At 57.7% G+C, this 23,082-nt stretch carries 20 protein-coding genes; 17 read left to right on the top strand and 3 right to left on the bottom strand.

Going from position 1 to position 23,082, the window contains the following annotated elements; genetic code table 11:
* Positions 1 to 262 (top strand): hypothetical protein (locus VNZ60_RS01355; RefSeq protein WP_325656425.1); only part of this gene is annotated, 262 nt, incomplete at its 5' end.
* Between the two features lie 293 nt (positions 263 to 555).
* Here the strand turns inward: VNZ60_RS01355 and VNZ60_RS01350 are convergent.
* Positions 556 to 2,730, bottom strand: coding sequence for an FUSC family membrane protein (locus VNZ60_RS01350; protein ID WP_325656424.1), 2,175 nt, complete (start codon positions 2,728 to 2,730; stop codon positions 556 to 558).
* Here VNZ60_RS01350 and VNZ60_RS01345 point away from each other — a divergent pair.
* From VNZ60_RS01345 to VNZ60_RS01270, 16 genes are all read left to right on the top strand, one after another.
* On the top strand, positions 2,729 to 2,971 hold the full coding sequence (locus VNZ60_RS01345; protein ID WP_325656422.1) for a hypothetical protein: 243 nt from the start codon (positions 2,729 to 2,731) through the stop codon (positions 2,969 to 2,971). The two genes, VNZ60_RS01350 and VNZ60_RS01345, sit on opposite strands and share 2 nt — an antisense overlap.
* A gap of 128 nt (positions 2,972 to 3,099) precedes the next feature.
* The gene (gene kdpF / locus VNZ60_RS01340) at positions 3,100 to 3,189 is read left to right on the top strand and encodes a K(+)-transporting ATPase subunit F (RefSeq protein ID WP_325656420.1); all 90 of its coding nucleotides are present in this window, start codon (positions 3,100 to 3,102) and stop codon (positions 3,187 to 3,189) included.
* 1 nt (position 3,190) lies between these two features.
* On the top strand, positions 3,191 to 5,023 hold the full coding sequence (gene kdpA, locus VNZ60_RS01335; protein ID WP_325656418.1) for a potassium-transporting ATPase subunit KdpA: 1,833 nt from the start codon (positions 3,191 to 3,193) through the stop codon (positions 5,021 to 5,023).
* A gap of 19 nt (positions 5,024 to 5,042) precedes the next feature.
* A complete protein-coding gene (gene kdpB / locus VNZ60_RS01330; protein WP_325656416.1) occupies positions 5,043 to 7,121 on the top strand; it encodes a potassium-transporting ATPase subunit KdpB in 2,079 nt (692 codons plus the stop codon).
* Positions 7,122 to 7,135: 14 nt separating this feature from the next.
* Complete coding sequence (gene kdpC / locus VNZ60_RS01325; protein ID WP_325656414.1) at positions 7,136 to 7,801, top strand: potassium-transporting ATPase subunit KdpC; 666 nt, start codon at positions 7,136 to 7,138, stop codon at positions 7,799 to 7,801.
* A gap of 112 nt (positions 7,802 to 7,913) precedes the next feature.
* Positions 7,914 to 8,666 (top strand): TorF family putative porin, encoded by a 753-nt coding sequence (locus VNZ60_RS01320; protein ID WP_325656412.1) that lies wholly within the window; start codon positions 7,914 to 7,916, stop codon positions 8,664 to 8,666.
* 215 nt (positions 8,667 to 8,881) lie between these two features.
* Positions 8,882 to 11,743: a two-component system sensor histidine kinase KdpD gene (gene kdpD, locus VNZ60_RS01315; RefSeq protein ID WP_325656410.1), complete on the top strand. Its 2,862-nt coding sequence runs from the start codon at positions 8,882 to 8,884 to the stop codon at positions 11,741 to 11,743.
* Positions 11,744 to 11,745: 2 nt separating this feature from the next.
* A complete protein-coding gene (kdpE, locus tag VNZ60_RS01310; RefSeq protein ID WP_325656430.1) occupies positions 11,746 to 12,441 on the top strand; it encodes a two-component system response regulator KdpE in 696 nt (231 codons plus the stop codon).
* A 265-nt stretch (positions 12,442 to 12,706) separates the two neighbouring features.
* A complete protein-coding gene (locus VNZ60_RS01305; protein ID WP_325656408.1) occupies positions 12,707 to 13,138 on the top strand; it encodes a PAAR domain-containing protein in 432 nt (143 codons plus the stop codon).
* A gap of 3 nt (positions 13,139 to 13,141) precedes the next feature.
* Positions 13,142 to 13,714 carry a PAAR domain-containing protein gene (locus VNZ60_RS01300; RefSeq protein WP_325656406.1) on the top strand — a complete coding sequence of 191 codons (573 nt, stop codon included), beginning with the start codon at positions 13,142 to 13,144 and terminating at the stop codon, positions 13,712 to 13,714.
* Entirely contained in the window at positions 13,715 to 14,413 is a 699-nt protein-coding gene (locus tag VNZ60_RS01295) for a hypothetical protein (RefSeq protein WP_325656404.1), read from the top strand. It begins immediately after the preceding gene.
* A complete protein-coding gene (locus VNZ60_RS01290) occupies positions 14,397 to 14,819 on the top strand; it encodes a hypothetical protein (protein WP_325656403.1) in 423 nt (140 codons plus the stop codon). The genes VNZ60_RS01295 and VNZ60_RS01290 overlap by 17 nt, the downstream gene beginning before the upstream one ends.
* 434 nt (positions 14,820 to 15,253) lie before the next feature.
* Positions 15,254 to 15,577: a hypothetical protein gene (locus tag VNZ60_RS01285; protein WP_325656402.1), complete on the top strand. Its 324-nt coding sequence runs from the start codon at positions 15,254 to 15,256 to the stop codon at positions 15,575 to 15,577.
* Positions 15,578 to 15,624: 47 nt separating this feature from the next.
* A complete protein-coding gene (locus VNZ60_RS01280) occupies positions 15,625 to 16,137 on the top strand; it encodes a cupin domain-containing protein (RefSeq protein ID WP_325656401.1) in 513 nt (170 codons plus the stop codon).
* 46 nt (positions 16,138 to 16,183) lie between these two features.
* Positions 16,184 to 16,552 carry a nuclear transport factor 2 family protein gene (locus VNZ60_RS01275; RefSeq protein WP_325656399.1) on the top strand — a complete coding sequence of 123 codons (369 nt, stop codon included), beginning with the start codon at positions 16,184 to 16,186 and terminating at the stop codon, positions 16,550 to 16,552.
* A 149-nt stretch (positions 16,553 to 16,701) separates the two neighbouring features.
* On the top strand, positions 16,702 to 18,096 hold the full coding sequence (locus VNZ60_RS01270) for an MFS transporter (protein WP_325656397.1): 1,395 nt from the start codon (positions 16,702 to 16,704) through the stop codon (positions 18,094 to 18,096).
* 72 nt (positions 18,097 to 18,168) lie between these two features.
* Here VNZ60_RS01270 and cphA read toward each other — a convergent pair whose 3' ends face one another.
* Together cphA and VNZ60_RS01260 are read right to left on the bottom strand one after the other, a co-directional pair.
* Entirely contained in the window at positions 18,169 to 20,739 is a 2,571-nt protein-coding gene (gene cphA / locus VNZ60_RS01265; protein ID WP_325656395.1) for a cyanophycin synthetase, read from the bottom strand.
* A gap of 80 nt (positions 20,740 to 20,819) precedes the next feature.
* The gene (locus VNZ60_RS01260; RefSeq protein WP_325656393.1) at positions 20,820 to 22,976 is read right to left on the bottom strand and encodes a cyanophycin synthetase; all 2,157 of its coding nucleotides are present in this window, start codon (positions 22,974 to 22,976) and stop codon (positions 20,820 to 20,822) included.
* Positions 22,977 to 23,082 lie beyond the last annotated feature (106 nt).

The following is a 23,082-nucleotide window of genomic DNA, read 5'->3' as shown; positions in this document are numbered from 1 at the left end:
GGAAGAATTGCGCATCGACGCCGCCATGCAATTCCTGGCGCACACCTTGGATGCGACGCAAGGCATTCAAACTTGCCTGGGCTTGATCCACGCCAGCAATCTGGCGCGGGAAGAGGGCGACGCCGCCTGTCCGCCGACGCTGAATGTTGCCGATACCGAGTGCCTGACCCGCCTGGCGATGGCCGCTGCCGGTATGCTGGCGGAACAGGCCGAACGGCGTATCGAGGTGCTTAATCAGCGCTATGTGAATAGCCTGGAGTAAGCCAAGCTTGTTGTACTGGCTTGCCACGGCATAGGCAATGAGCTAACTGGGGTCAGAGTGAACTTTCTGCGTGTTTTTTGCAGAAACTTCACTCTGACCCCACTTAGCGGGCCACGGAGTACCTGCCTCATCGTTAAAAAAGAACAAAACCGCATGGCGCGTTCTGTCTTTCTCCGAATCCGTCATGTGGGGTCAGAGTCAAGTTTCGCGATGAAGCACTGCGAAAGTTGACTCTGACCCCAGATGACTCCTGATCCCACATGACTCTTGCAATGGCGATGTCATGACTGCCGTCACGCCGCCAGGATGCGACCGATCGCAGCGCTGTTGACGGCGATTTTTTCCGTGTCTTCATACAACTGCTCGACCCGCCGCTGCAGCGGATACCAGGCTGACCAGTTGGCTGCCTGCGCCATCTCGCCAGTGGCGTCAGTCTCGGATATGGGGCCAGCGCTCGGTGCCGCCAGCGGTGCCGCCGGATTCAAGACCTGTTCCGCCAGCTCCAGCGTCTTGCGGACGTGTTCGGTGGCGGCGTCGAGCTGGAGATTGACCGCCTCCTGCGGCATGCCTTCGGCGTTGCGCCGCAGCAGCATGCGCAGCGCGGCGATATGCGCAATCACCAGATAATTCTGGATGATGAATTGATTCAGGTTTTCCACCGCGCGATGTTTGCTGACGGGTTCGTCGAGCATCCGCACCAGGGTTGAGGCCAGTTCGGAGATGCTGTCGAGGAAGCGTTTGCGGCAGACGCGGTAAATGAAATCGTCGCGCACTTTGCCTTGCAACAGCTTGCTGCCGGCTTCGAGGAAACGCTGGTTGCTTTTCAAGACATTGCGCACCAGTTGCGGCAGCGTGCGGTATTCCCAGCTCGGCAGGACGAAGCTGAAGGCGGTGGCGATGACGGCGCCGATCAGTGTATCGATCAGGCGTTCGCCGATGACGTGGCCGCTGCTGGGGATGACCAGATTGATCTGCAACAGAATCTGCATGCTGGCGGCAATCGCGGTGTAGCGGTACTTGACGTAGATGAAGGCGGGTGCGGCTGCGGTGGCCATGAACATGAAACCTAGCAGGGCGATCGGCTCATGCACGAAGCGCAGGATCAGGGCAGTGGCGACGCAGCCGATCAGGGTGCCGATCAGACGGTCGCTGCGGCGCTGTTTGGTCTGGCTGAAACTGGGTTTGAGGATGATCGCTATGGTGAGGACGATCCAGTAGCCGTGGCCGGCATAGGGCAGGGAATCGGCTGCTAGCAGGCCGCAGGAAATCGCCAGCGCGGCGCGTATCGCAAAACGGAAGGTGGGCGATTGCCAGCGCAGGTTGGAGACCAGCACGCCCAACTGATATTTCTGCTGGGTCAGGAACGGCGTCATGTCTTTGCTCATGAACACCGGCAGCGGCCCTTGCACGCTTTGGGTGGCGTGGTGCAACTGGCCGATCATGTCGATCGCGTCGCTGATCTTGATGTAGGTGGCGCGCAGGATATCGAGCGCTTCTTCGGAGATCTTGCCGGCCAGGCTGTCTTGCTGCAGTTGCTGCATTTCGCTCTCGATCGAGCGCATCTCGGCCTTGTAGCTGATGCTGGCGAACGAGGCGCGCTTGCGGGTCACGGCGTAGGAGATCGATTCGATATCCTTGGCGGCCTTGTTGACCAGGTCGCGCAGATAGGTGAGGACGTCGGCATCGGCAAAATGCTGGCGCAGGATGGCGTAATCGGTGTGCGCCGAGAGGATGTGTTCGTACAGATCGAACATGCCGAAATGGACTTGCACCAGGATGGTGTCCTGTTCATTCTTGGGGTCGCGCAGGATCAGGTCGCGCGAGGCCTGCTGTTTTTCGGCCAGCACGATTTGCTGGCGCACCAGCAGATTGAACTGGTTGTTCAGATCCATATGGATATCGTAGAAATCGGCCTTGATATTGATGTAGCGGGTCAGTTCGAACAGCGCCTCGGCCAACACCTGCTGTTTGATGCGGCTGCGTAAAAACCAGGAAACCGTCATCGAATAGGCTAGATAAATCAGGCCGCCGCTGAGGAACAAGCCGGTGTGAAAGAAAGCTTGCGGCACGCTCATGGCGTTTTCCATGGCTAGCGTCATGACGAACAGGGCCGAGAATTGCAGCGGCATGGCTTTTTTGCCATACACCAGCATCATGCTGGCGAAGAAGGTGACGATCACCAGCATGCCGCTCAGCAGCCAGTGGAATGGCGCACAGAGGCTGATGATCAGCGTCACCACGCTGCAGATCAGCACGCTGGACAGCATCTCGTTGAACTTGTGGCGCAGCGTGCTGGGCAAATCCATCAGGCTGGTGGAGAGAGCGCCGATACAGACCGTCATGGCGGTCGGCAGGTCGGTGAATTGCAGCACCAGCAAGGTAAGGCCGACGACGCCGGTGGCGATCCGCAAACCCGTATAGAAATAGTGACTGAAGATAAAGGTGCGCAGATCTAGGGCGTAGTGCATGTCTGGTCTGGGGCGGTGGCTGACAAGGCTGAAAGTGTACCTGTTTGCCTGCATCAATAGTATTGAATGTGGTAAAAAAGCCAAGAAAATCAACGGCATTCGGCGCTCGCCCGCAGGCATCGCGCAGGATTGGATTTATTTGCGGGTTTTTACGCTTTTTTTACACTTTGTTTACACCCCCATCACCACTCTTTACAACATTTTTAGAGGCTTCTCTATAGCCTGTCAGTACCGCAACTAATCTGTGATGAGGGTAATGATGGAGCTGAAGGTGTTGGTCCTGGATGGAATTTATGTTGGCGCGATCGTGGCGATGTTTGTCGTCACCTGGGCGCTGGCGGTGGGTTGCAAGAAGCTGGAGGACCGTCAATGAACGCGTTCTACATACTTGGCGCAGTGGTGACCGTGGCGCTGCTGGTGTACCTGGTCGTGGCTTTGATCAATGCGGAGGATTTCTGACATGACCTCCCAATCCACCATGTTGTTGATCGCCTTCCTGGCGGTGCTGCTGGTGCTGAGCTATCCGCTCGGCAAATTCATCGTGCAGGTCGCCGCCGGTTCTTCCGATCATGCTCCGGTAAAGGGTTTCGGTTGGCTTAGTGGAGTTTTTAACCGGATCGAGAAATGGCTGTACCGTTGCGCCGGCATCAAGGCCAAGTCCGAGATGAACTGGAAGACCTACGCGCTGGCCTTGCTGCTGTTTAATACCATCGGCGCGCTGGCTACCTATGCCTTGCAACGCTTCCAGCTGTGGCTGCCGTTGAATCCTCAGCATTTTGCCAATCTCAGCTCGGATTCCGCCTTCAATACTGCGGTCAGCTTTATCAGCAACACCAACTGGCAAGGTTATTCGGGCGAAAGCGCGATGAGCTACCTGACCCAGATGCTGGTGCTGGCGGTGCAAAACTTCTTTTCCGCTGCTACCGGCATAGCGGTTGCGTTTGCCTTGATTCGCGGTTTTTCGCGTCATTCGGCACAGTCGATCGGTAATTTCTGGACCGACATCACGCGTTCTACCACTTATATATTGCTGCCGCTGGCGGTGATTTTCTCGGTATTCCTGATCAGCCAAGGAGTGATCCAGAATTTCGATTCGTATAAAGACGCCAACATCGTTCAGCCGTTGACTTATCAGCAGCCGAAAGTCGGCGCCGACGGTCAGCCAATCAACGATGCAGCCGGCAAGCCGGTGCTGGAAACCATGAACACCAAGGTGCAGACTTTGGCCATGGGTCCGGTGGCTTCGCAGGAAGCGATCAAGATGATAGGCACCAATGGCGGCGGTTTCTTCAACGCCAACTCGGCCCATCCTTATGAAAATCCGACCCCTTTGTCGAACTTCATGCAGATGCTGGCGATCTTCCTGATCCCGGCGGCGCTGTGTTTCACCTTCGGCTTCATGGTGGGCGATATCCGCCAGGGTTGGGCGGTGCTGGCGGCGATGACGATCATTTTCGTGATCATGACTTGTGTGGTGATGTACGCCGAGCAGCAAGCGCATCCGGGCCTCAGTGCCTTGGGCATCGACCAGGCGCATAGCCTGCTGCAATCGGGCGGCAATATGGAAGGCAAGGAGAGCCGTTTCGGCATCAGCGCTTCGGCCTTGTTTGCAGCGGTGACCACGGCAGCCTCTTGCGGCGCGGTGAACGCCATGCACGATTCGTTCACGGCCTTGGGCGGCATGGTGCCGATGGCGCTGATCCAGATGGGCGAAGTGGTGTTCGGCGGCGTCGGCTCCGGCCTGTACGGCATGCTGGTGTTTGCCATCATGGCGGTGTTTATCGCCGGCCTGATGATTGGCCGCACGCCGGAATACCTGGGCAAGAAAATCCAGTCCTTCGAAATGAAGATGACTTCGATCGCGATCCTGGCGACGCCGATCCTGGTGTTGGGCGGCACTGCGATTGCGGTGATGGCGACGGCCGGGGTAGCGGGCATCCTGAATCCCGGCGCCCACGGCTTCAGCGAAATCCTGTACGCCTTCTCTTCCGCCGCCAACAACAACGGCAGCGCCTTCGGCGGTTTGTCAGCCAACACGCCGTTCTATAACGTGATGCTGGCGATAGCGATGTGGTTCGGACGTTTCATCATCATCGTCACGATCCTGGCGATGGCTGGTTCGTTTGCCGCCAAAAAACGGCTGGAGCCGAACTCCGGCACGATGCCGACGCATGGTCCGCTGTTCATCGTCTTGCTGATCGGTGTGGTGGTGCTGGTGGGGGTACTGAACTATGTACCGGCGCTGGCGCTTGGCCCGGTGGTTGAACATCTGCAAATCTTTGCTGCACACTAAGTTAAGAAGAAGGATCATCATGTCTCGCACTAATCTGACCTTGTTCGATTCCGCGCTCATGGGCCCGGCGATCGTCGCATCGTTCAAAAAACTGGCGCCGCAAACGCAGTTGCGCAACCCGGTCATGTTTGTAGTTTATGTCGGCAGCATCTTGACCACGCTGCTGTATTTCCAAGCCTTGATCGGCAAGGGCGAGGCCAGCCCGGCTTTCATCCTGGCGATCTCGGTATGGCTCTGGTTCACGGTGCTGTTCGCCAATTTTGCCGAAGCGCTGGCCGAGGGACGCAGCAAGGCGCAAGCGGAATCGCTGCGCGCCTTGAAGCAAACCGTTTCCGCTAAAAAACTGGAAGCCAACAGCAAGTCCAAGGGCCAGCTCAGCAGCTGGGCGGCCACCCCGGCCAGCAATCTGCGCAAGGGCGATGTGGTGCTGGTGGAAGCCGGCGATGTGATTCCGGTGGACGGCGAAGTCATCGAAGGCGTAGCCTCGGTCGACGAGAGCGCGATCACCGGCGAATCGGCGCCTGTGATCCGCGAATCCGGCGGCGATTTCTCTGCCGTGACCGGCGGCACCCGGGTGCTGTCCGACTGGCTGGTGGTACGGGTGTCGGTGAATCCGGGCGAAGCTTTCCTGGATCGCATGATCTCGATGGTGGAAAGCGCCAAGCGTCAAAAGACGCCGAACGAAATCGCCCTGACCATCTTGCTTGTGGCGCTGACCATCGTGTTCCTGCTGGTGACGGTGACCCTGCTGCCGTTCTCCTTGTTTAGCGTAACGGCTGCCAAAAGCGGTATGCCGATCACCATCACGGTCCTGGTGGCCTTGCTGGTGTGCCTGATCCCGACCACCATCGGCGCCTTGCTGTCCGCCATCGGCGTGGCTGGCATGAGCCGCATGATGCAGGCCAACGTGATCGCCACCTCTGGCCGTGCGGTGGAAGCTGCCGGTGACGTCGATGTGCTGTTGCTGGACAAGACCGGCACCATCACCCTCGGCAACCGTCAGGCTTCGGCCTTCGTGCCTGCACCTGGCATCACCGAGCAGCAATTGGCGGATGTCGCGCAACTGGCTTCGCTGGCGGATGAAACGCCGGAAGGGCGCAGCATCGTGGTGCTGGCCAAGCAGCGTTTCAATATCCGTGAACGCGAGATGAATGTGCTGCACGCCACTTTCGTGCCGTTCACTGCGCAAACCCGCATGAGCGGCGTCGATATCGGCAACCGCGCGATCCGCAAGGGTTCGTCCGAAGCGATCAAGAACTATATGCAAGAGCTGGGCCTGCCGTTTCCTGCTGAAGTCGCACATAACGTCGACGACGTCGCCCGCCGCGGCAGTACGCCGCTGGTGGTGGTGGATGAAGGCGTGGTGATGGGCGTGGTTGAGCTGAAAGACATCGTCAAGGGCGGCATCAAGGAACGTTTTGCCGAATTGCGCCGGATGGGTATCAAGACGGTCATGATCACCGGCGACAATCGCCTGACTGCGGCTTCGATTGCGGCTGAAGCAGGGGTCGACGATTTCCTGGCCGAAGCGACGCCGGAAGACAAGCTGAAGCTGATCCGCAGCTATCAATCCGAAGGCCGTCTGGTGGCGATGACTGGCGACGGTACCAACGATGCGCCGGCGCTGGCCCAGGCTGACGTGGCGGTGGCGATGAACAGCGGCACGCAGGCGGCGAAAGAGGCCGGCAATATGGTCGACCTGGATTCGAATCCGACCAAGCTGCTGGAGATCGTCGAGATCGGCAAACAGATGCTGATGACGCGCGGCGCTTTGTCGACCTTCTCGATCGCCAACGATATCGCCAAGTATTTTGCGATTATCCCGGCGGCTTTCATCACCACTTATCCGCAGCTGGCGGCCTTGAATGTGATGCATCTGGCCAGCCCGTCGTCGGCGATCATGTCTGCGGTTATTTTCAACGCCTTGATCATCGTGGTGCTGATTCCGCTGGCGTTGAAGGGTGTCAGATATCGCGCGGTCGGCGCGGCTTCGCTGTTGCGTCGTAATCTGCTGATCTATGGCCTGGGCGGCATCATCTTGCCCTTCATCGGCATCAAACTGATCGACATGATTTTGTCGGTAATGCATCTGGTGTAATCAGGAGTCTAGAAATGAAATCCGCATCTACAACAATATCGTCTCCAGCAACGTCGGCGGCAGCCACACACACCGCCTCGCAAGGCGTATTGCGTCCGGCGCTGGTGCTGTTTGTCGGCCTCACTGTGCTGTGCGGGGTGATCTATCCGCTGGCCGTGACTGGCATCGGCAAGGTGGCTTTTCCGGACCAGGCCGCCGGCAGCCTGATCGTGCAAAACGGCAAGCTGATCGGTTCGCGCCTGATCGGCCAGGAGTTTTCGGCTCCTAACTATTTCTGGGGCCGTTTGTCTGCTACCGCGCCGATGCCGTATAACGCGCAATCGTCCGGCGGCTCCAACTTCGGCCCCAGCAATCCGGCGTTGATCGACGCTGTCAAAGGCCGGGTCGACGCCTTGAAAGCGGCCGATCCGGGCAACACATTGCCGATCCCGGTCGATCTGGTGACTGCCTCCGGCAGCGGCCTGGACCCGGAAATCAGCCTCGCCGCCGCTTACTACCAGGCCGGGCGTGTCGCGCGCGAGCGCAAGCTGAACGTGGATACGGTGCGCGCTCTGATCGACGGTTTGCAGTTGCAGCGCAGCCTGGGTTTCCTGGGCGAGCCGCGGGTCAATGTCATGGCCTTGAACCTGGCGCTGGACCGGCAGGATCCAGCTGCAGCGCCGGCTCCGGCAGCAAACTAAGCCCCTTTTTTAGAAGCACCATTTGCTTGCAGGACTGGCCGCACGGTGTGCGGCCAGTCTCTACACGCGCCTTTGCAGTTATCACCACCAACCTTTGCTTTACTTGAAGCCTATGAAGAAAATACTCTATTTTGCCGGTTTGCTTGGCGTTATCGGCGTTACTGCTCTGACCTCTAATTTCTCTCAAGCGGAAGAAGCTGCTGCTGTGCCCGATAATTCGCTGACGTTCAACGCTACCCTGGCGTCCGACTATCGCTTTCGCGGGATTTCCCAGACGCGATTGAAACCGGCTCTGCAAGGCGGCGCGGACTATAGCAATAATCCGACCGGGCTGTATGTAGGGACCTGGCTGTCGACGCTGAAATGGATCAAGGATAGCGGCGGCAACGGCAATATCGAGTGGGATGTGTATGCCGGCAAGAAGGGTAATTTCACTCCGGACTTTAGCTACGATGTCGGCGTCCTGACGTATATCTATCCATCCAACGATCTGCATCCGGATGCGAATACCACCGAGCTGTATGGCCAGCTGGGTTACGGCCCGGCTTACATCAAGTATTCACAGTCGGTGACCAATCTGTTCGGCGCTGTCGACAGCAAGAACAGCGGCTACCTGGATATCGGCGCCAATATCGATGTCAGCAACGGTTATACGGTCAATTTGCACGCCGGCCATCAAACCGTCAAACACAATTCAACATTGAGCTATAACGATTGGAAAGTCGGCTTGACCAAGGATTTCGGTTTCCTGTCAGGCAGCGTGGCTGTGATCGGCACCGACACCAAAAATTATGTAGGACCGGGGCCGGATCACAAGAACCTGGGTAAAACCGCACTGGTAGTATCGGCGACCAAAACGTTTTAATAGTTGTTGCCAGATTGTTGCAATAGTATCGGCCGGAAAGCGCATAGCTTCCCGGCCTGTTCGTCATGCTGTTTCCGGGGCCGGCAAAGAGTTCAAACGGGTTTCAGAGTATCGTAACGGTAGCGCGTTTTAATCTACAATTTTTAATCTGCCAATCTACAATTGGGCTACGATTTTGCATAACCGTCTTATCGACGAATTTTATAAGGTAATCAGTGTCTTCACCTTACTCAAACGACGATTTGCGCCCAGATCCGGATGCTCTCCTGGCCCGACTGCAAGTGGCGGAGATTCAAGCGGGGCGGGGCAAGCTGCGCATCTATTTTGGCGCTTCGGCCGGCGTCGGTAAAACTTACGCCATGCTCAGCGCCGCCCATAAATTGCATAGCGAAGGGCGCGAGGTGCTGGCCGGCGTGATCGAGAGCCACGGCCGCTCTGAAACCGCGGCGCTGTTGCATGGCCTGGAATTGCTGCCCTTGAAGCAGATCCCGTATCGCGACAAGCAACTGCTGGAATTCGATCTGGACGCGGCCTTGAAGCGCAAGCCTTCGCTGATACTGGTCGATGAGTTGGCGCATTCCAATGCTTCCGGCTCGCGCCATCCGAAACGCTGGCAAGACGTGGAGGAATTGCTGAACGCCGGTATCGACGTCTTCACCACGCTCAATGTCCAGCATCTGGAAAGCCTGAACGACGTGGTGGGCGGCATCACCGGCATCCGTGTCGCGGAAACCTTGCCGGATACCGTATTCGATGCGGCCGATGAAGTGGTGCTGGTGGATTTACCGGCTGATGAATTGCTGAACCGGCTCAAACTCGGCAAGGTTTATAAACAGGCGCAAGCCGAGCGCGCCTCGCGCAATTTTTTCCGCAAGGGCAACCTGATCGCGTTGCGAGAACTGGCTTTGCGCCGCACCGCGGATCGTTTGCAGGGCGATGTCCAGGCCTACCGGATCGAGAAATCGATAGGGGCGGTGTGGCAGACCGACGCCGCCTTGCTGGCTTGCGTCGGTCCCTCGCCCAGCGCGGAGCACGTGATCCGCAGCACCGCCCGCCTGGCGACCCAGCTCAATGCCGAGTGGCATGCGGTGTATGTCGAGACGCCGCGCTTGCAGCGCCTGCCGTCGGCCAAGCGCGAGCGCATCCTGAAGACGCTCAAGCTGGCGCAGGACCTGGGGGCGACCACGGCGGTATTGGCCGGTAACGAAGTGGCGCCAGTCATGGCCGCTTACGCCCGCAGCCATAATTTTTCAAAGATCATCATCGGCCGCAGCCAGCGCCGCTATCCCTGGCAAACCAATCATTCCGCACGGATCGCAGCCAGCGCCCGCGACATCGACGTCATCGCCATCGGCGCGCCGCCGGTCAGCGCTGTGGAAAAGCAAGAAGACGCCGCTGGAAAAATCGCGCCGCGTCATGTACCGATGCAGAGCAGGATCGAGTGGTGGGGCTACGGTTGGGCGTTTGCGGTTTGTGTGTTGGTGACCGTGCTGGCGACGCCGATCCTGCCGTTTTTCGACTTGGCCAACATCGTCATGCTGTATCTGCTGGCGGAAGTCGTGATCGCCATCCGCTACGGCCGCGGGCCGGCAATTTTTGTCGCTTTGCTGAGTATCGCTTCTTTCGATTTCTTTTTTGTGCCACCGCGCTTTTCATTTGCCGTCAGCGATTTCCAGTATCTGCTGACCTTCGGCGTGATGCTGGCGGTGGGCCTGACCATTACCCACCTAACCGCCGGGCTGCGCTACCAGGCGCGGATTGCCTCGGACCGTGAAGCGCGCTCGCGCGCCTTGTTCGAATTTGCCCGCGCCCTGTCCGGCGTGTTGCAGACCGAGCAGATATTCGAAACCAGCGGGCAATTCCTGCAACGCAGTTTCCAGGCCAAGACCTTGCTGCTGATCCCGGACGACGCCGGCCGTTTGCAAATGCCTGCGGTGATCCCGGACAACGCGGCTGAGGTCGCTGCAGCACTCGATATGGGGATTGCCCAGTGGGCTTTCGATAACGCCAGCAGCGCCGGCATCGGCACCGATACGCTGCCAGCCAGCAATTACCTTTATCTGCCCCTGGTAGCGCCGATGCGGACCCGCGGCGTGCTGGTGATCCTGCCGCACAGCCGGCGCTGGATCTTGATTCCGGAACAGCAGCAACAGTTGTATACGTTTGCTACTTTGACGGCGATTGCGCTGGAGCGGGTGCATTATGTCGAGGTTGCGCAAGATGCTTTGGTACGGATGGAGTCGGAGCGTTTGCGCAATTCCCTGTTGTCGGCGCTGTCGCACGATTTGCGCACGCCTTTGACGGCCTTGATCGGCCTCTCCGAATCGCTGGTATTGTCCAAGCCGCCATTACAACAGCAGCAGCAAGTGCTGGCCACCGCACTGCATAGCGAAATGCTGCGCATGAGCGCGCTGGTCACCAATTTGCTGGATATGGCCAGAATCCAGAGCGGCGAGGTCAAGCTGAACCTGCAATGGCAGCCGTTCGAGGAAGTGGTCGGCAGCGCATTGCGCGCCAGTGGCTCGGCGCTGCTTGGGCACCATGTTGAAATCCGGGTAGCGCATGAATTGCCGCTGATTCGTTTTGATGCGGTACTGATTGAACGCGTGCTGTGCAATTTGCTGGAAAACGCCGCCAAGTACACGCCCGCCGGTTCGCACATCGTATTGGGCGCCGTGGTCAGCGGCCGCTATCTGACGGTGACCGTGGCGGATGACGGGCCAGGGCTGCCGAGCGGCATGGAAGATGCGATCTTCGAGAAATTCACACGCGGCGAGCGCGAATCGGCCAAGCCCGGGGTTGGGCTGGGGCTGGCGATTTGCCGTGCGATTGTGGAGGCCCACGACGGCACTATCCGGGCTCGCAATGGTGGCGCAGGCAGCACAGGCGGCGCTCAATTCATCTTTACCATTCCGCTCGGCACGCCGCCCAGCATGCCTGATCTGGAAGAGCATGAGGAAGAGCATAAGGAGGTGCATGACGCGGTTGCCGGCGGCGCTAGCGCGGATGCTGATAGCAGCCAGGTAAACCCCAGTGAGGGAAACCGCGGACATAGCGGAAATACGGAGAAAGCATGACGATGCAACCGACACCAATAGCATTGCTGGTTGAAGACGAGCCGCAGATCCGGCGTTTTGTACGGGCCGCGCTGGAGAGCGAAGGCTGGCAGATTTTTGAAGCACCGACCATGCAGCGCGGCTTGATCGATTGCGGCACCCGCAAGCCGAATCTGGTGATTCTCGATCTCGGCCTGCCGGACGGCGACGGCGTCGATTTCATCCTGGATGTGCGGAAATGGTCGCGCGTGCCCATCATCGTGCTGTCGGCGCGCGTCAATGAAGCCGACAAGATCAAGGCGCTCGACGCCGGCGCCGACGATTACCTGAGCAAGCCGTTCGGCGTCGGCGAATTGCTGGCGAGGGTACGCGCTACGCTGCGCCGCCAGCACCAGCCGCTGGCCGGCGATGACGGCTTGATCCGTTTCGGCGACGTTACGCTGGATCTGCAGGCAAGGCTGGTGACCAAGGCGCAGCAACAGGTGCACCTGACACCGACCGAATACCGTTTGCTGATGGTGCTGGTGGCCAACGCCGGCAGGGTAGTGACTAATCCGCAGTTGTTGAAAGAAGTGTGGGGGCCGTCGCACTCCGAGAGCGGCCACTATCTGCGGATTTATATGGGGCACTTGCGGCAGAAACTGGAAGACGATCCGGCCCAGCCTAAACATTTGCTGACTGAAACTGCGGTTGGTTATCGGATTTTGCTGTCTCAGTAAGAATATTTTTGACGCCAGAGCGATGTGCGATGGCTAAACAAGGCTAGAGCATGCCATTCAAACAGAATGTTATGACGAAAATTCCAGATGATTTGCTGCAACTGATGCACAAGCCGACCTTCTACATGACAGCAGCCAGCCTCAAAGGCAATTGTTAAGAATTGCAATATCAAAATTTCAACTTTATTTCTTGCTCTCGTCTAAGCCTCGCGCTTATAGTTGCCTAATTGATATTTATAATTAGCCACCTTGCCAGGAGAGCCGCATGATGTACAACGGAGTAGAAGTTACCCATCCAGATGCCATTCGCGCTATCGAAGAAAGCCAGCGGATCGCCGCGCTGCCCATCATCAGTAGCCATTCGCTGGTGACACTAGGCTCCCTGACAAAAAGAGGCGGCGTTGTCCATACAGCGACATCGAGGACTACGACCAGCGACGGTATTGAGTTTGCATTGGTCGGGGATGAAGTCCGCTATGCGAACGGCGAGATTGCATATATCACGTCCGGCGCAGGATTCGCTATGACTACCAAGGGTAAGTCTTACGCTATCGAAGGTAGTCATGTGAGCAACGGTGATGTTATTGAGAAAAGCAGACACTCAAAACATGCGGTCATCGACATTCGAGAGGGGATGCCGCCAGTTCCCGGATTTTTGCAGGAAGGTTACGAGCCAACAGCAACCCAGAAGGCTTGATACATGGCGTCCCTAACTCGGTACTATCTCGTCGTCGGCGACAAGGCAGACAACAGCGCAACGATAATTTCCGGCACGCCGCGTTCGACTTATTACGGTAAAAGCGATGCACTAGAAGGCTCTGGCGTGTTTTGTCCTGTGTGCAAATCAGCAGGCACGATCAAATGCGTTGGACCACGTTTATCAAATACTGTAGATGGTGTGCAAAAGGCATTGAGCGGCGATATTTGTATTTGCCAATGTAACCGCCCTCCTGTGTTTCTTCCACAGCGAGTTGATTACTCCATGACCGTCGATACTGATGCAGCATGGTGTTTGCATTTGGGTGAAGCAACTGGAGTAGCGGCAGCTACTGGCACCGGCCTTTCTCCGAACGAAAATCACGCCTTGAAATTTGATCAGTTCTTTCAACTCCACGATGAAAAAACTGGTGAGCTATTGAAAAATCGGTTCTACAAAATATATTGCTCAAGCGGCGTTATCGCAGGACATACGGATGCTGCTGGCTTTACCAAAAAAGTTATATCTAATGAAGCCGAAGAAATCAAGATTGAAATATTCGGAGAGGACATTTAAATGCCGATACCACTCGTGCCTATAGCAGTTGTAACGGTAGTAATGACTTTGCGGAGCGACACCAAGCCAGTAAAAATCTATGTCAAGAAACCTCGTGGCACTTTGTATTGGGGCGGCGCCGGGCTTGACGGGGGTTACATTAAACCGCAGCTGCAAGCATTTAGAAACGCAGGGATTACCGATGTTTCTGTTGGTCTGACAAACTCCGCAACGCAGGACGTTGGCTCTACCGCTGGGACACTGCTCGACGCGATGCGGTCAGGATTGTTTATTCGTTTTGAGGACAACGACGATTGGGTCATCTCTAGTGGCATGGACGTCGTGTCTAAGCAGTTCAACATAATTGGATATAGCTACGGCTCGTTGCTTGCGGCGCAAACGGCTTGGTTTTACGTGAAGAAAGGCAATGTCATTGACCATCTAGTGTTGATAGGCTCTCCTATTGACAGAGATTTTTTGAAGAAACTGAAGACCCACAAAAATATCAAGAAAGTCGTAGTAATCGATCTAACTCAATTTGGAGATAAAATTCACGCAGGTATGTCGGAAGCAGCGCTGCTTGGCGCTGTTCCCACCCTTGGAGAACAAATGACCGCGGGTAAGGGCGAAGGTCATTTTTACTATGCGCATGTCACCAGCGACAGCCCTAGGCGTTGGAAAGAACTAGCGGAAAGGCTATATAGTGAAGGACTACGATAGAAACTCAGCGGCGGTGTTTCTCGGCTATGCAATAGACGGCCTTATCCTACTTAATGCAGCTGCACTTACTTGCCATTTCATTCTGTCTAAGACAGACAAAAACTCAGTCTTCACCGGGCCGTCTTTGGCATGGACGGCAATCTCTTTAGCTGTTTTTATAGTCCTTGTTGTTATTGGCATTGCTAATCTGGTGTGGGTACGGTTGAAATGCCGTCCTTACTGGACGACATCAAGAAAATATCTGTCCGCAGCGACATTGTTGTACGTTGCTGTTTTCTGGATTATCGGATTAACGACTGACATTATTCTTTATGGATTAACCCAGCGCAGCACGATACCCGGATTAATCAGTATCGCTGCCCTTGCCGGGCTATATGCAGTGTTATCGAAGCCAGCCCATAAATAATCCGACCTAAGCGGGGTATGCGATAGCTGCCTGATCAAATGAAACCGCTAAAAATTCTGTTAGGTGGCGTAATCGGGCTGTTACTCTCGACAGTTATTTGTTGGGGGGTACTTTACGCTTACGGTGTAATTGTGCTGCATGGTGCGGGTAGCTTGTTCGACACAGACCCACACGCCGCCAATATGTTTTTCCTCTCCTGGGCCATCGTGTCACTGTTGGCTGCAATAGGTGGCGCAATTATCGCGGGTCGAAGTAAGTAGCGTGTCCGTCTGCATCCCGACCAAATTTTGATCCGGTTATTCGTGGGCATCACTGTGCCGCGCACGTGCCTACACGCCCCCATACGGGTCTGCGGACTCACTCTCGGGACTTCTTCCTAGGCAGCGCCGGGCATCCTCTCTGCCGCAAAAGAAATCCTGTTTTTTGAAATAAAAATGAAACGCTTTCTAATAGTAGTTGCCGCCGTAGTTTTCGGGTTTTTAGTAGCTTGGGGGTGTGGTTATGCCGGTAGTCATATTGACTGGGCTATGTCTCAAACGCCGAAGCATGGCTGCTATGAGATTGACCATTGTAACGTTCCTTGGTGGATCATCGCACTGTTCATTGGGTCGTTGTTCGGCCCGTCTATTTTCTATGGGGTGGTGGCCTTTATCGGCACCAAATTGAATTGGTCGCCAACACGATGGATTGGTACATTTATTCCGCTTCTAGTCATTACATGCGGCCTGTACTTTGCGGGGTATGCGTTAGCTGCCTGATTAAATGAAACCACTAAACCGTTAAACACGCGGCAGCGGAGGCCACCATGAGCAGACCGGAATGCATCAAACACTGGCAAGAAATTCAGGGCGCGGATGACTCCGGTTATCCCGGCAGCGCTGAGCTGATGGCGATAGGTTCGCCGTTCGGCCGCGTGTTCGGCCTGACTCGCCTTGGCATCCATCACGAACTGCTGCCGCCCGGCCGCCGCACCTCTTGGCCGCACGCCGAGAAGACGGAAGAGGAATTCGTCTACGTCATTGAAGGCCATCCAGAGGTCTGGCTGGACGGCCATCTGCATCGGCTGGCGCCGGGAGACGGCGTTGGCTTTGCCGCCGGAACCGGTATCGCCCATACCTTCATCAACAACACCGATACCGATGTTCGCCTGCTGGTGGTCGGTGAATGCTTCCGTGCCGACAATCAGGTCTACTATCCCTTGCATCCGGACCGCAATGCCAGCATCGGCGATCAATGCTGGGCCGCAGCGCCGAAGGATCCGCTTGGCCCGCATGATGGTTTGCCGGACAAGTTGCGCGAGTCCGGCGGGCGATTCTGAAGCCGGGTATAGTTCAAATCCGATCCACATTGATACAGGAGTATTCATGCCAAGTCGAGAACGTGTTGAAAGCCTGATCGCGCTGGTTGTACAGGGGAAGTACGTAGAGGCGATCCAGGAGTTTTATACCGAAGATGCCTCCATGCAGGAAAACCAGGAGCCGCCGCGCAAGGGATTGCAGGTGCTGGTAGCCGGTGAGGAAAAGGCACTGGCGATGTTCAAGGAAATCCGCACCCTGGCGGCCAAGTCCTTCTTGATCGATGGCGATCGGGTCGCCATCAATTGGCTGTTCGAACTGGTCGCCCATGATGGTCGCAGTTTCCAGCAAGATGAAATCGCCTACCAGCTTTGGCGCGGTGACAAGATAAGCGAAGAACAGTTTTACTACGATCCGGGGCAACGCAAGCTGGCTTGATAAGTCGCACTTATCCTGTTGCGCGCGTTCAGTGCAACAGGATGAGATTCGTACTTCCTGCCAGTTTCCGGGAAACGGTGTAAACTAGCCGCCAGACAGATGCAACACTGCTTGCATCTGTCTTTTTGTTTACCCTACGGTTATCGGCAGTGTCACGTACTCTTCTAATTCCGCTCATTGTTGCTTGCGCGCTGTTCATGGAAAACATGGACGCGACGGTGATTGCCACCTCTCTGCCGGTGCTGGCGCGCGACCTCGGGCAAGATCCCCTTACCTTGAAACTGGCTTTGACCTCGTATGTGGTCGGGCTTGGCGTGTTCATCCCGATCAGCGGCTGGGTTGCCGATCGCTTCGGTGCGCGCACCGTGTTCCGCTCCGCGATCCTGGTGTTCCTGGCTGGTTCGCTGATGTGCGCGGCGTCGAGCTCGCTGGCGGCGTTTGTCGCTGCCCGCTTCTTGCAGGGCATAGGCGGCGCGATGATGGTGCCAGTCGGGCGTATCGTGATTTTCCGTTCGGTGCCGCGTACCGAACTGGTCAAGGCCATCAGTTACCTGACTATTCCGTCGCAACTGGGGCCGGTGATCGGGCCGCCGCTGGGCGGTTTCATCACCACTTATTTCCATTGGCGCTGGATTTTCCTGATTAATGTCCCTATCAGTATTCTTGGCATGTACCTGGCCAGCCGCTATATCGAGAATTACCGTTCCGACGATTTGCAGCCGCTGGATATGAAGGGTTTTGTCTTGTCGGCGGTTGGCAGTACGCTGCTGATGCTGGGCTTGTCGCTGATTGACGGCGAGTTGCTGTCGTCGGCATCGGCCTTTGGCATGTGTGTACTCGGTGGGCTGACCTTGTACGTGTATCTGCTGCACGCGCGGCGTGAACCGTTTCCGTTGCTGGATCTGCGCTTGCTGCGGATTCCGACTTTCCGCGCCAGCGTGATCGGCGGTTCGCTGTTTCGCATCGGGCTGGGCGCGGTGCCGTTCCTGTTGCCGCTGGCGTTGCAGGTCGGTTTTGGCATGAATGCCTTCCATGCCGGCACGATTACTTGCGCCTCGGCTTTTGGCGCGATCTTCATGAAAGCCATCGGCACTTCTATCCTGCGGCGTTACGGTTTCCGCTCGGTGCTGATCTGGAATGCGGTGCTGGCCGGGCTGGCGCTGGCTTCGTATGGCTTGTTCACGCCGACTACGCCTTATCTGGTGATGATGGCGGTGGTCTTGCTGGGCGGGTTTTTCCCGTCCATGCAATTCACCTGCCTCAACACCATGGCTTACGCCGATCTGGATAGCGCCGACGTCAGCCGCGCTACCAGCCTGGCCAGCGTGGTGCAGCAGATTTCTTTGGGTTTGGGAGTTACCATCGGCGGTCTGGCTGTACATATGTCGAGCCGCTTGCAGGGGCATTCCACTATCGTGGCGGGGGATTTCTGGCCGGCATTTATTGTCATCGGCCTGTTCTCGATGGCCTCGATTCCTGTGACCCGGCGGCTACCTTTGAACGCCGGTGCGGCCTTGACCGGGCATAAGCCGGCCTCAGCCTGACCGCCACCGGATACCCGCTTGGTCATTCAATGCGGGAACCGATGGCGAGTCGTTTTCAACTCACGCTTTAACTCACACTTCCGCGATGCGCTTGGCAATATGCGCCAAGGCTTCTTCCACCTGGTCCACCAGGATCAGGCAAAGATCACCTGGCGACAGATGTGACAAGGCGGTATCGATGGCGACAAATTCGCCGTTGATTTCCTCGGTTGAAGTAGTGCGGCGGGCATTTTGCAAACCCTGGCGCAACAGGCCGAGCACTTCGCCGTCGGCGCGGCCGCGCTGGCATTGGTCTTGATACAGGATTACCTGATCGAAAGCATCGCCCAGGATTTCGGTCTGCTGGCGGATGTCGATATCGCGCCGGTCGCCGGCGCCGCTGATGACGACCGAGCGGCGTTTGGCGGGCATGCCGTCGATGGCTTTTACCAGCGCCTGGATCGCATCCGGGTTGTGGCCGTAATCGGCGATCAGGGTGGCGCCGCGATAGTCGAATACATTGAAGCGGCCGGGCGCGGTGGCGGCGTCGTTGATGAAAGTGCTGAGGCCGGCGCGGATCACATCCCAATCCAGGTTCAAGGCCCAGGCGGCGGCGATCGCCGCCATGGCGTTTTCGATCTGGAAGCCGATCGTGCCGTTGCGCGTCAGCGGAATCTCTTGCAGCGCTATCCGATGTTCTTGCTTGCCCTTGGCGGCGACGATGGCGTTGCCGTCCTGATACACCACCCGATGCCCTTGGGCGCGGTGGGTGGTCATCAGCGGGTGATGGAAATCATGGGCGAAAAAGGTGACTGAACCGGAGCACGATTTGGCCATGCTGGCGACCATCGGATCGGCGGCGTTCAAGACGGCGTGGCCACCAGGCGCAACGTTTTCGACGATCACGCGTTTGACTACGCTCAGATCTTCCACCGTGCTGATATAGCTCAGGCCGAGATGATCGCCCATGCCGATATTGGTAACCACGGCGACATCGCAGCGGTCGAAGCCGAGGCCTTCGCGCAAGATGCCGCCACGTGCGGTTTCAAACACGGCGGCGTCGACGTCCGGGTGCATCAAGACATTGCGGGCGCTGCGCGGACCGCTGCAATCGCCGGTATCGATGCGTTGCTGTTCGATGTAGACGCCGTCGGAATTGGTCATGCCGACGCGCAACCCTTTGCGGCCCAGCAGGTGGGCGATCAGGCGCACGGTGGTGGTTTTGCCGTTGGTGCCGGCAACCGCTACCAACGGGATGCGGCCGTTGTCGCCGGCTTCGAACATGGTCGCCATGATGGCGGCGCCAACCGCGCGGCCCTTGCCGTAGGAAGGACTGATGTGCATGCGCAAGCCGGGTGCGGCGTTGACTTCGACCACGCCGCCTTCCTGTTCTTCCAGCGGCTGGTGGACGTTGTTGCAGACCACATCGACGCCGCAGATATCGAGGCCGACCATTTGCGCTGCAGCCACTGCACGTGCCGCCAGTTCGGGATGGACATCTTCGGTGACATCGGTGGCGGTGCCGCCGGTGCTCAGGTTGGCGTTGTTGCGCAAGACCACCCGCACGCCTTGCTGCGGAATCGAATCGGCGCTGTAATTCTGCTTGGACAAGGTCGCCAGGGCGATCGCATCGAAGCGGATTTTTGTCAGCGAAGTGGCATGGCCTTCGCCGCGCAGCGGGTCGCTATTGACCTGGTCTACCAGCTGGCTGATGGTGCGCACGCCGTCGCCGATGACTTGCGGCGGATCGCGGCGGGCGGCGGCGATCAGTTGCTTGCCGACCACCAGCAGGCGGAAATCGTGGCCCGGCAGGTAGCGCTCGACGATGACTTCCGAACAGATTTTTGCAGCGACTTCAAACGCTGCCATGACTTGTTCACGGGCAGTGATGTTGACCGCCACACCTTTGCCTTGGTTGCCGTCGCGCGGTTTGAGTACTACCGGGCCGGCGATTTCCTGGGTCGCGGCCCAGGCTTCTTCGGCGCTGCTGACTACCCGGCCCATAGGTACCGGGACGCCGGCGGCGTTCAGCAGTTTCTTGGTCAGGTCTTTGTCTTGGGCGATCGATTCGGCGATGGCGCTGGTGTGGTTGGTTTCGGCCGCCTGGATGCGGCGCTGGCGGCTGCCCCAGCCGAATTGCACCATGCTGCCGCCGGTCAGGCGACGGAACGGAATCCCGCGCGCCACGGCGGCTTGCACGATGGAGCCGGTGCTCGGTCCGAGGCGAATGTCTTCGTCCAGTTCCTGCAGGTTGGCCAAGGCGCCAGTGAGATCGAAAGGCTTGTCTTGCAGCGCCGCCAGGCACAGCTCCAGCGCCAATTGGAAAGCCAGCTTGCCGACATCTTCTTCGGTATATTCGACGATTACCTGATAGACGCCGGCTTCCAAAGTCGGCACGGTGCGGCTGAAAGTGACCGGGCAACCGGCTTCCGATTGCAGTCCGAGCGCGGCAATCTCCAAGGCGTGCGCCATCGAGACGACCTCGCTTTTGCCGCTCGCTTCCAGGAAGCCAATCTGTGGAAAGCGTTCACGTAGCCTGGCTTCGAAACCTGCGATGCCTGCAATGGCGCGCTCGGCATCGGTACAAGACACGATGGCTTCGATAGCGGTATGTCGACTCCACAGATTGGGGCCGCGAAGTACTCGGATACGTGAAACGTCCATCAACAAGTTTTCCTATTAATACTGATATTACTAATCAAAAAAGCAGGGTCGGCAAATGGTTGCCGACCCTGCTTAAATTTTTAAACCATCTCGAAAGTCTCTATCCCTGCACGCATCAAATCGTGAGAGATGTCCAGCGCCCATGCGGCAGCCACTGCTGCCAATACATTTTCAATCTGGAAGCTGTCTTTGCTACGGCTGATCAGCGGCACGGTAGTGATGTCGGCTAGCAGCGTTTCGCTTTTGCCGGTGGCCAGCATGATCTGGTCATTCTGGATAAAGACTGCGCGCTTGCCTTGTTCAAGTTGCTCGGCAATCACCGGCAGGGCAGGGTCGACGCCAAAGAAAATCACCTCGCCGTCGCACAACGACGCCATGCCCGCTACCAGCGGATCGGCGGCGTTCAGCACAGCAACCCCGCTCGGCAATACAACATCGACCTGGGTGCGGGCCACTTTCACCATTTCCTCAGCATCGGCGATGTAGTACTGCGGCGAGCTGTCGTCGGCGGCGATATTGGTGACGACGCCGACCTGGCAGCGATCGTAGACCAGGCCTTCCGAGAGAATGGTGTCGTGACTGTTTTCAAACACGGCGGCTTCGACCGCACGGTTGATCAGCACCCGTTGCGCTGATTCCCAATTGGCGCGGTCGCCTTTTTCGACTTGCCGCTGCGCGAAATAGAGGCCGTCGCCGCAAGCCAGGCCGACATGGTTGCCGCTCAAATGCAGTTGCCAGGCGATCAGGCGCGAGACGGTGGTTTTGCCGTGCGTGCCGGTGACGCCGACGATCGGGATGCGGCCATTGTCGGCAGCGGCAAACAGGTGCTCGATGATGGCGCGGCCGACCGGACGCGCTCTGCCTTGCGCCGGTTTCAGATGCATCAGCAGGCCGGGGCCGGCGTTGACTTCGACGATCGCGCCACGCTGTTCTTCCAGCGGCCGCGAAATATCTTCGGCCACCAGGTCGACGCCGGCAATATCCAGGCCGACCACGCGCGCGGCGAGCGAGGCTGCGGCGGCGACGCTAGGGTGAACCAGATCGGTGACGTCGATAGAGACATTGCCATTGCGCTGGATCAGTACCTGCTGGCCTGCGGCCGGGATCGATTCGCCGTTAAAGCCTTGCCGCTCCAGCTCCACCCGCACCACTGGTTCTTCATCCAGCAGCACCAGGCTGAGCGGGCATTCTTCAAGTTCGCCACGGCGTGGATCGGAATTGATCTGGCTGTCTATCAGTTGGCGCACGGTCGAACTGCCGTCGCCGCTGACTGACAGCGGCTCGCCGCGCGCAGCTGCCGCCAGGCGGCCGCCAACGATCAGCAAGCGGTGTTCGTTGCCGCGAATGAAACGCTCGACGATGACGCTGCTGCCTTCTTGCAGCGCCAGCGCATAGGCGGTTTCGATTTCGGCCTGGGTGTTGAGATCGATAAATACGCCGCGGCCGTGATTGGCGTCGGACGGTTTGACCACCACCGGCAAGCCGATGTCTTCAGCCGCTTCCCAGGCCTCTGCGGCGCTCTCCACCAGTTGGCCTTCCGGCACCGGCACGCCGCAAGCCTGCAGCAAGCTCTTGGTCAGATCCTTGTCGCTGGAGATGCTTTCTGCGATGGCGCTGGTCTGATCGGTTTCCGCGGTCCAGATGCGACGCTGGCGAACGCCGTGGCCGAGTTGCACCAGATTGCCTTCGGTGAGGCGGAACGAGGGGATGCGTCGTTCATCCGCCGCTTCGACGATGCAGGCCGTGCTCGGCCCCAGGCAGCGCGAATCGACCATGCTGCGCAGTTCAGCGATGGTGGCAGGGACGTCGAATACCTTGTCTTCAATTGCTGCCATCACCAGGTCGCGGGCGGCGTGCAGGGCGGCGCGGGTCACTTGTTCATGGCGCGCGCGCACCGCAACTTTGTAGACGCCGCGCACCGAGGTGCTACGGGCTTTGCCGAAACCGCCGGGCATGCCGGCCAGGTTTTGTAATTCCAGTGTGACGTGTTCGAGAATATGGCCGGGCCAGGTGCCGTCTTGCAGGCGCTGTACAAAACCGCCGCGTTCACCGTAGCTGCAGCGATGCTCGATCAGGGAGGGCAGCCAGCTGGTCAGGCGCTGGTTAAAGCCGGGCAGGGTATTGGAGGGGAAATCTTCCAGTTCACCAATGTCGATCCACGCCTCAAGAGTTGATCGATAGGTCCAGATATTTGGACCGCGCAGCGACATGATACGGAGAATTTCAATGTTTTTCATGAGTGAGCAATGAGGCAATGCAATAGGACGATACTTGCGTGAATGCTGAATTTTTTGCATGTGCCGGTTTCAACACCCTGCAATTATCTGTAACGCACTAAAGCGT

Source organism: Collimonas sp. (assembly GCF_035566375.1).
Lineage (GTDB): Bacteria > Pseudomonadota > Gammaproteobacteria > Burkholderiales > Burkholderiaceae_D > Collimonas.
The sequence above is the reverse complement of the archived record's forward strand: the minus strand, read 5'-3'. Positions and strand labels throughout refer to the sequence as shown.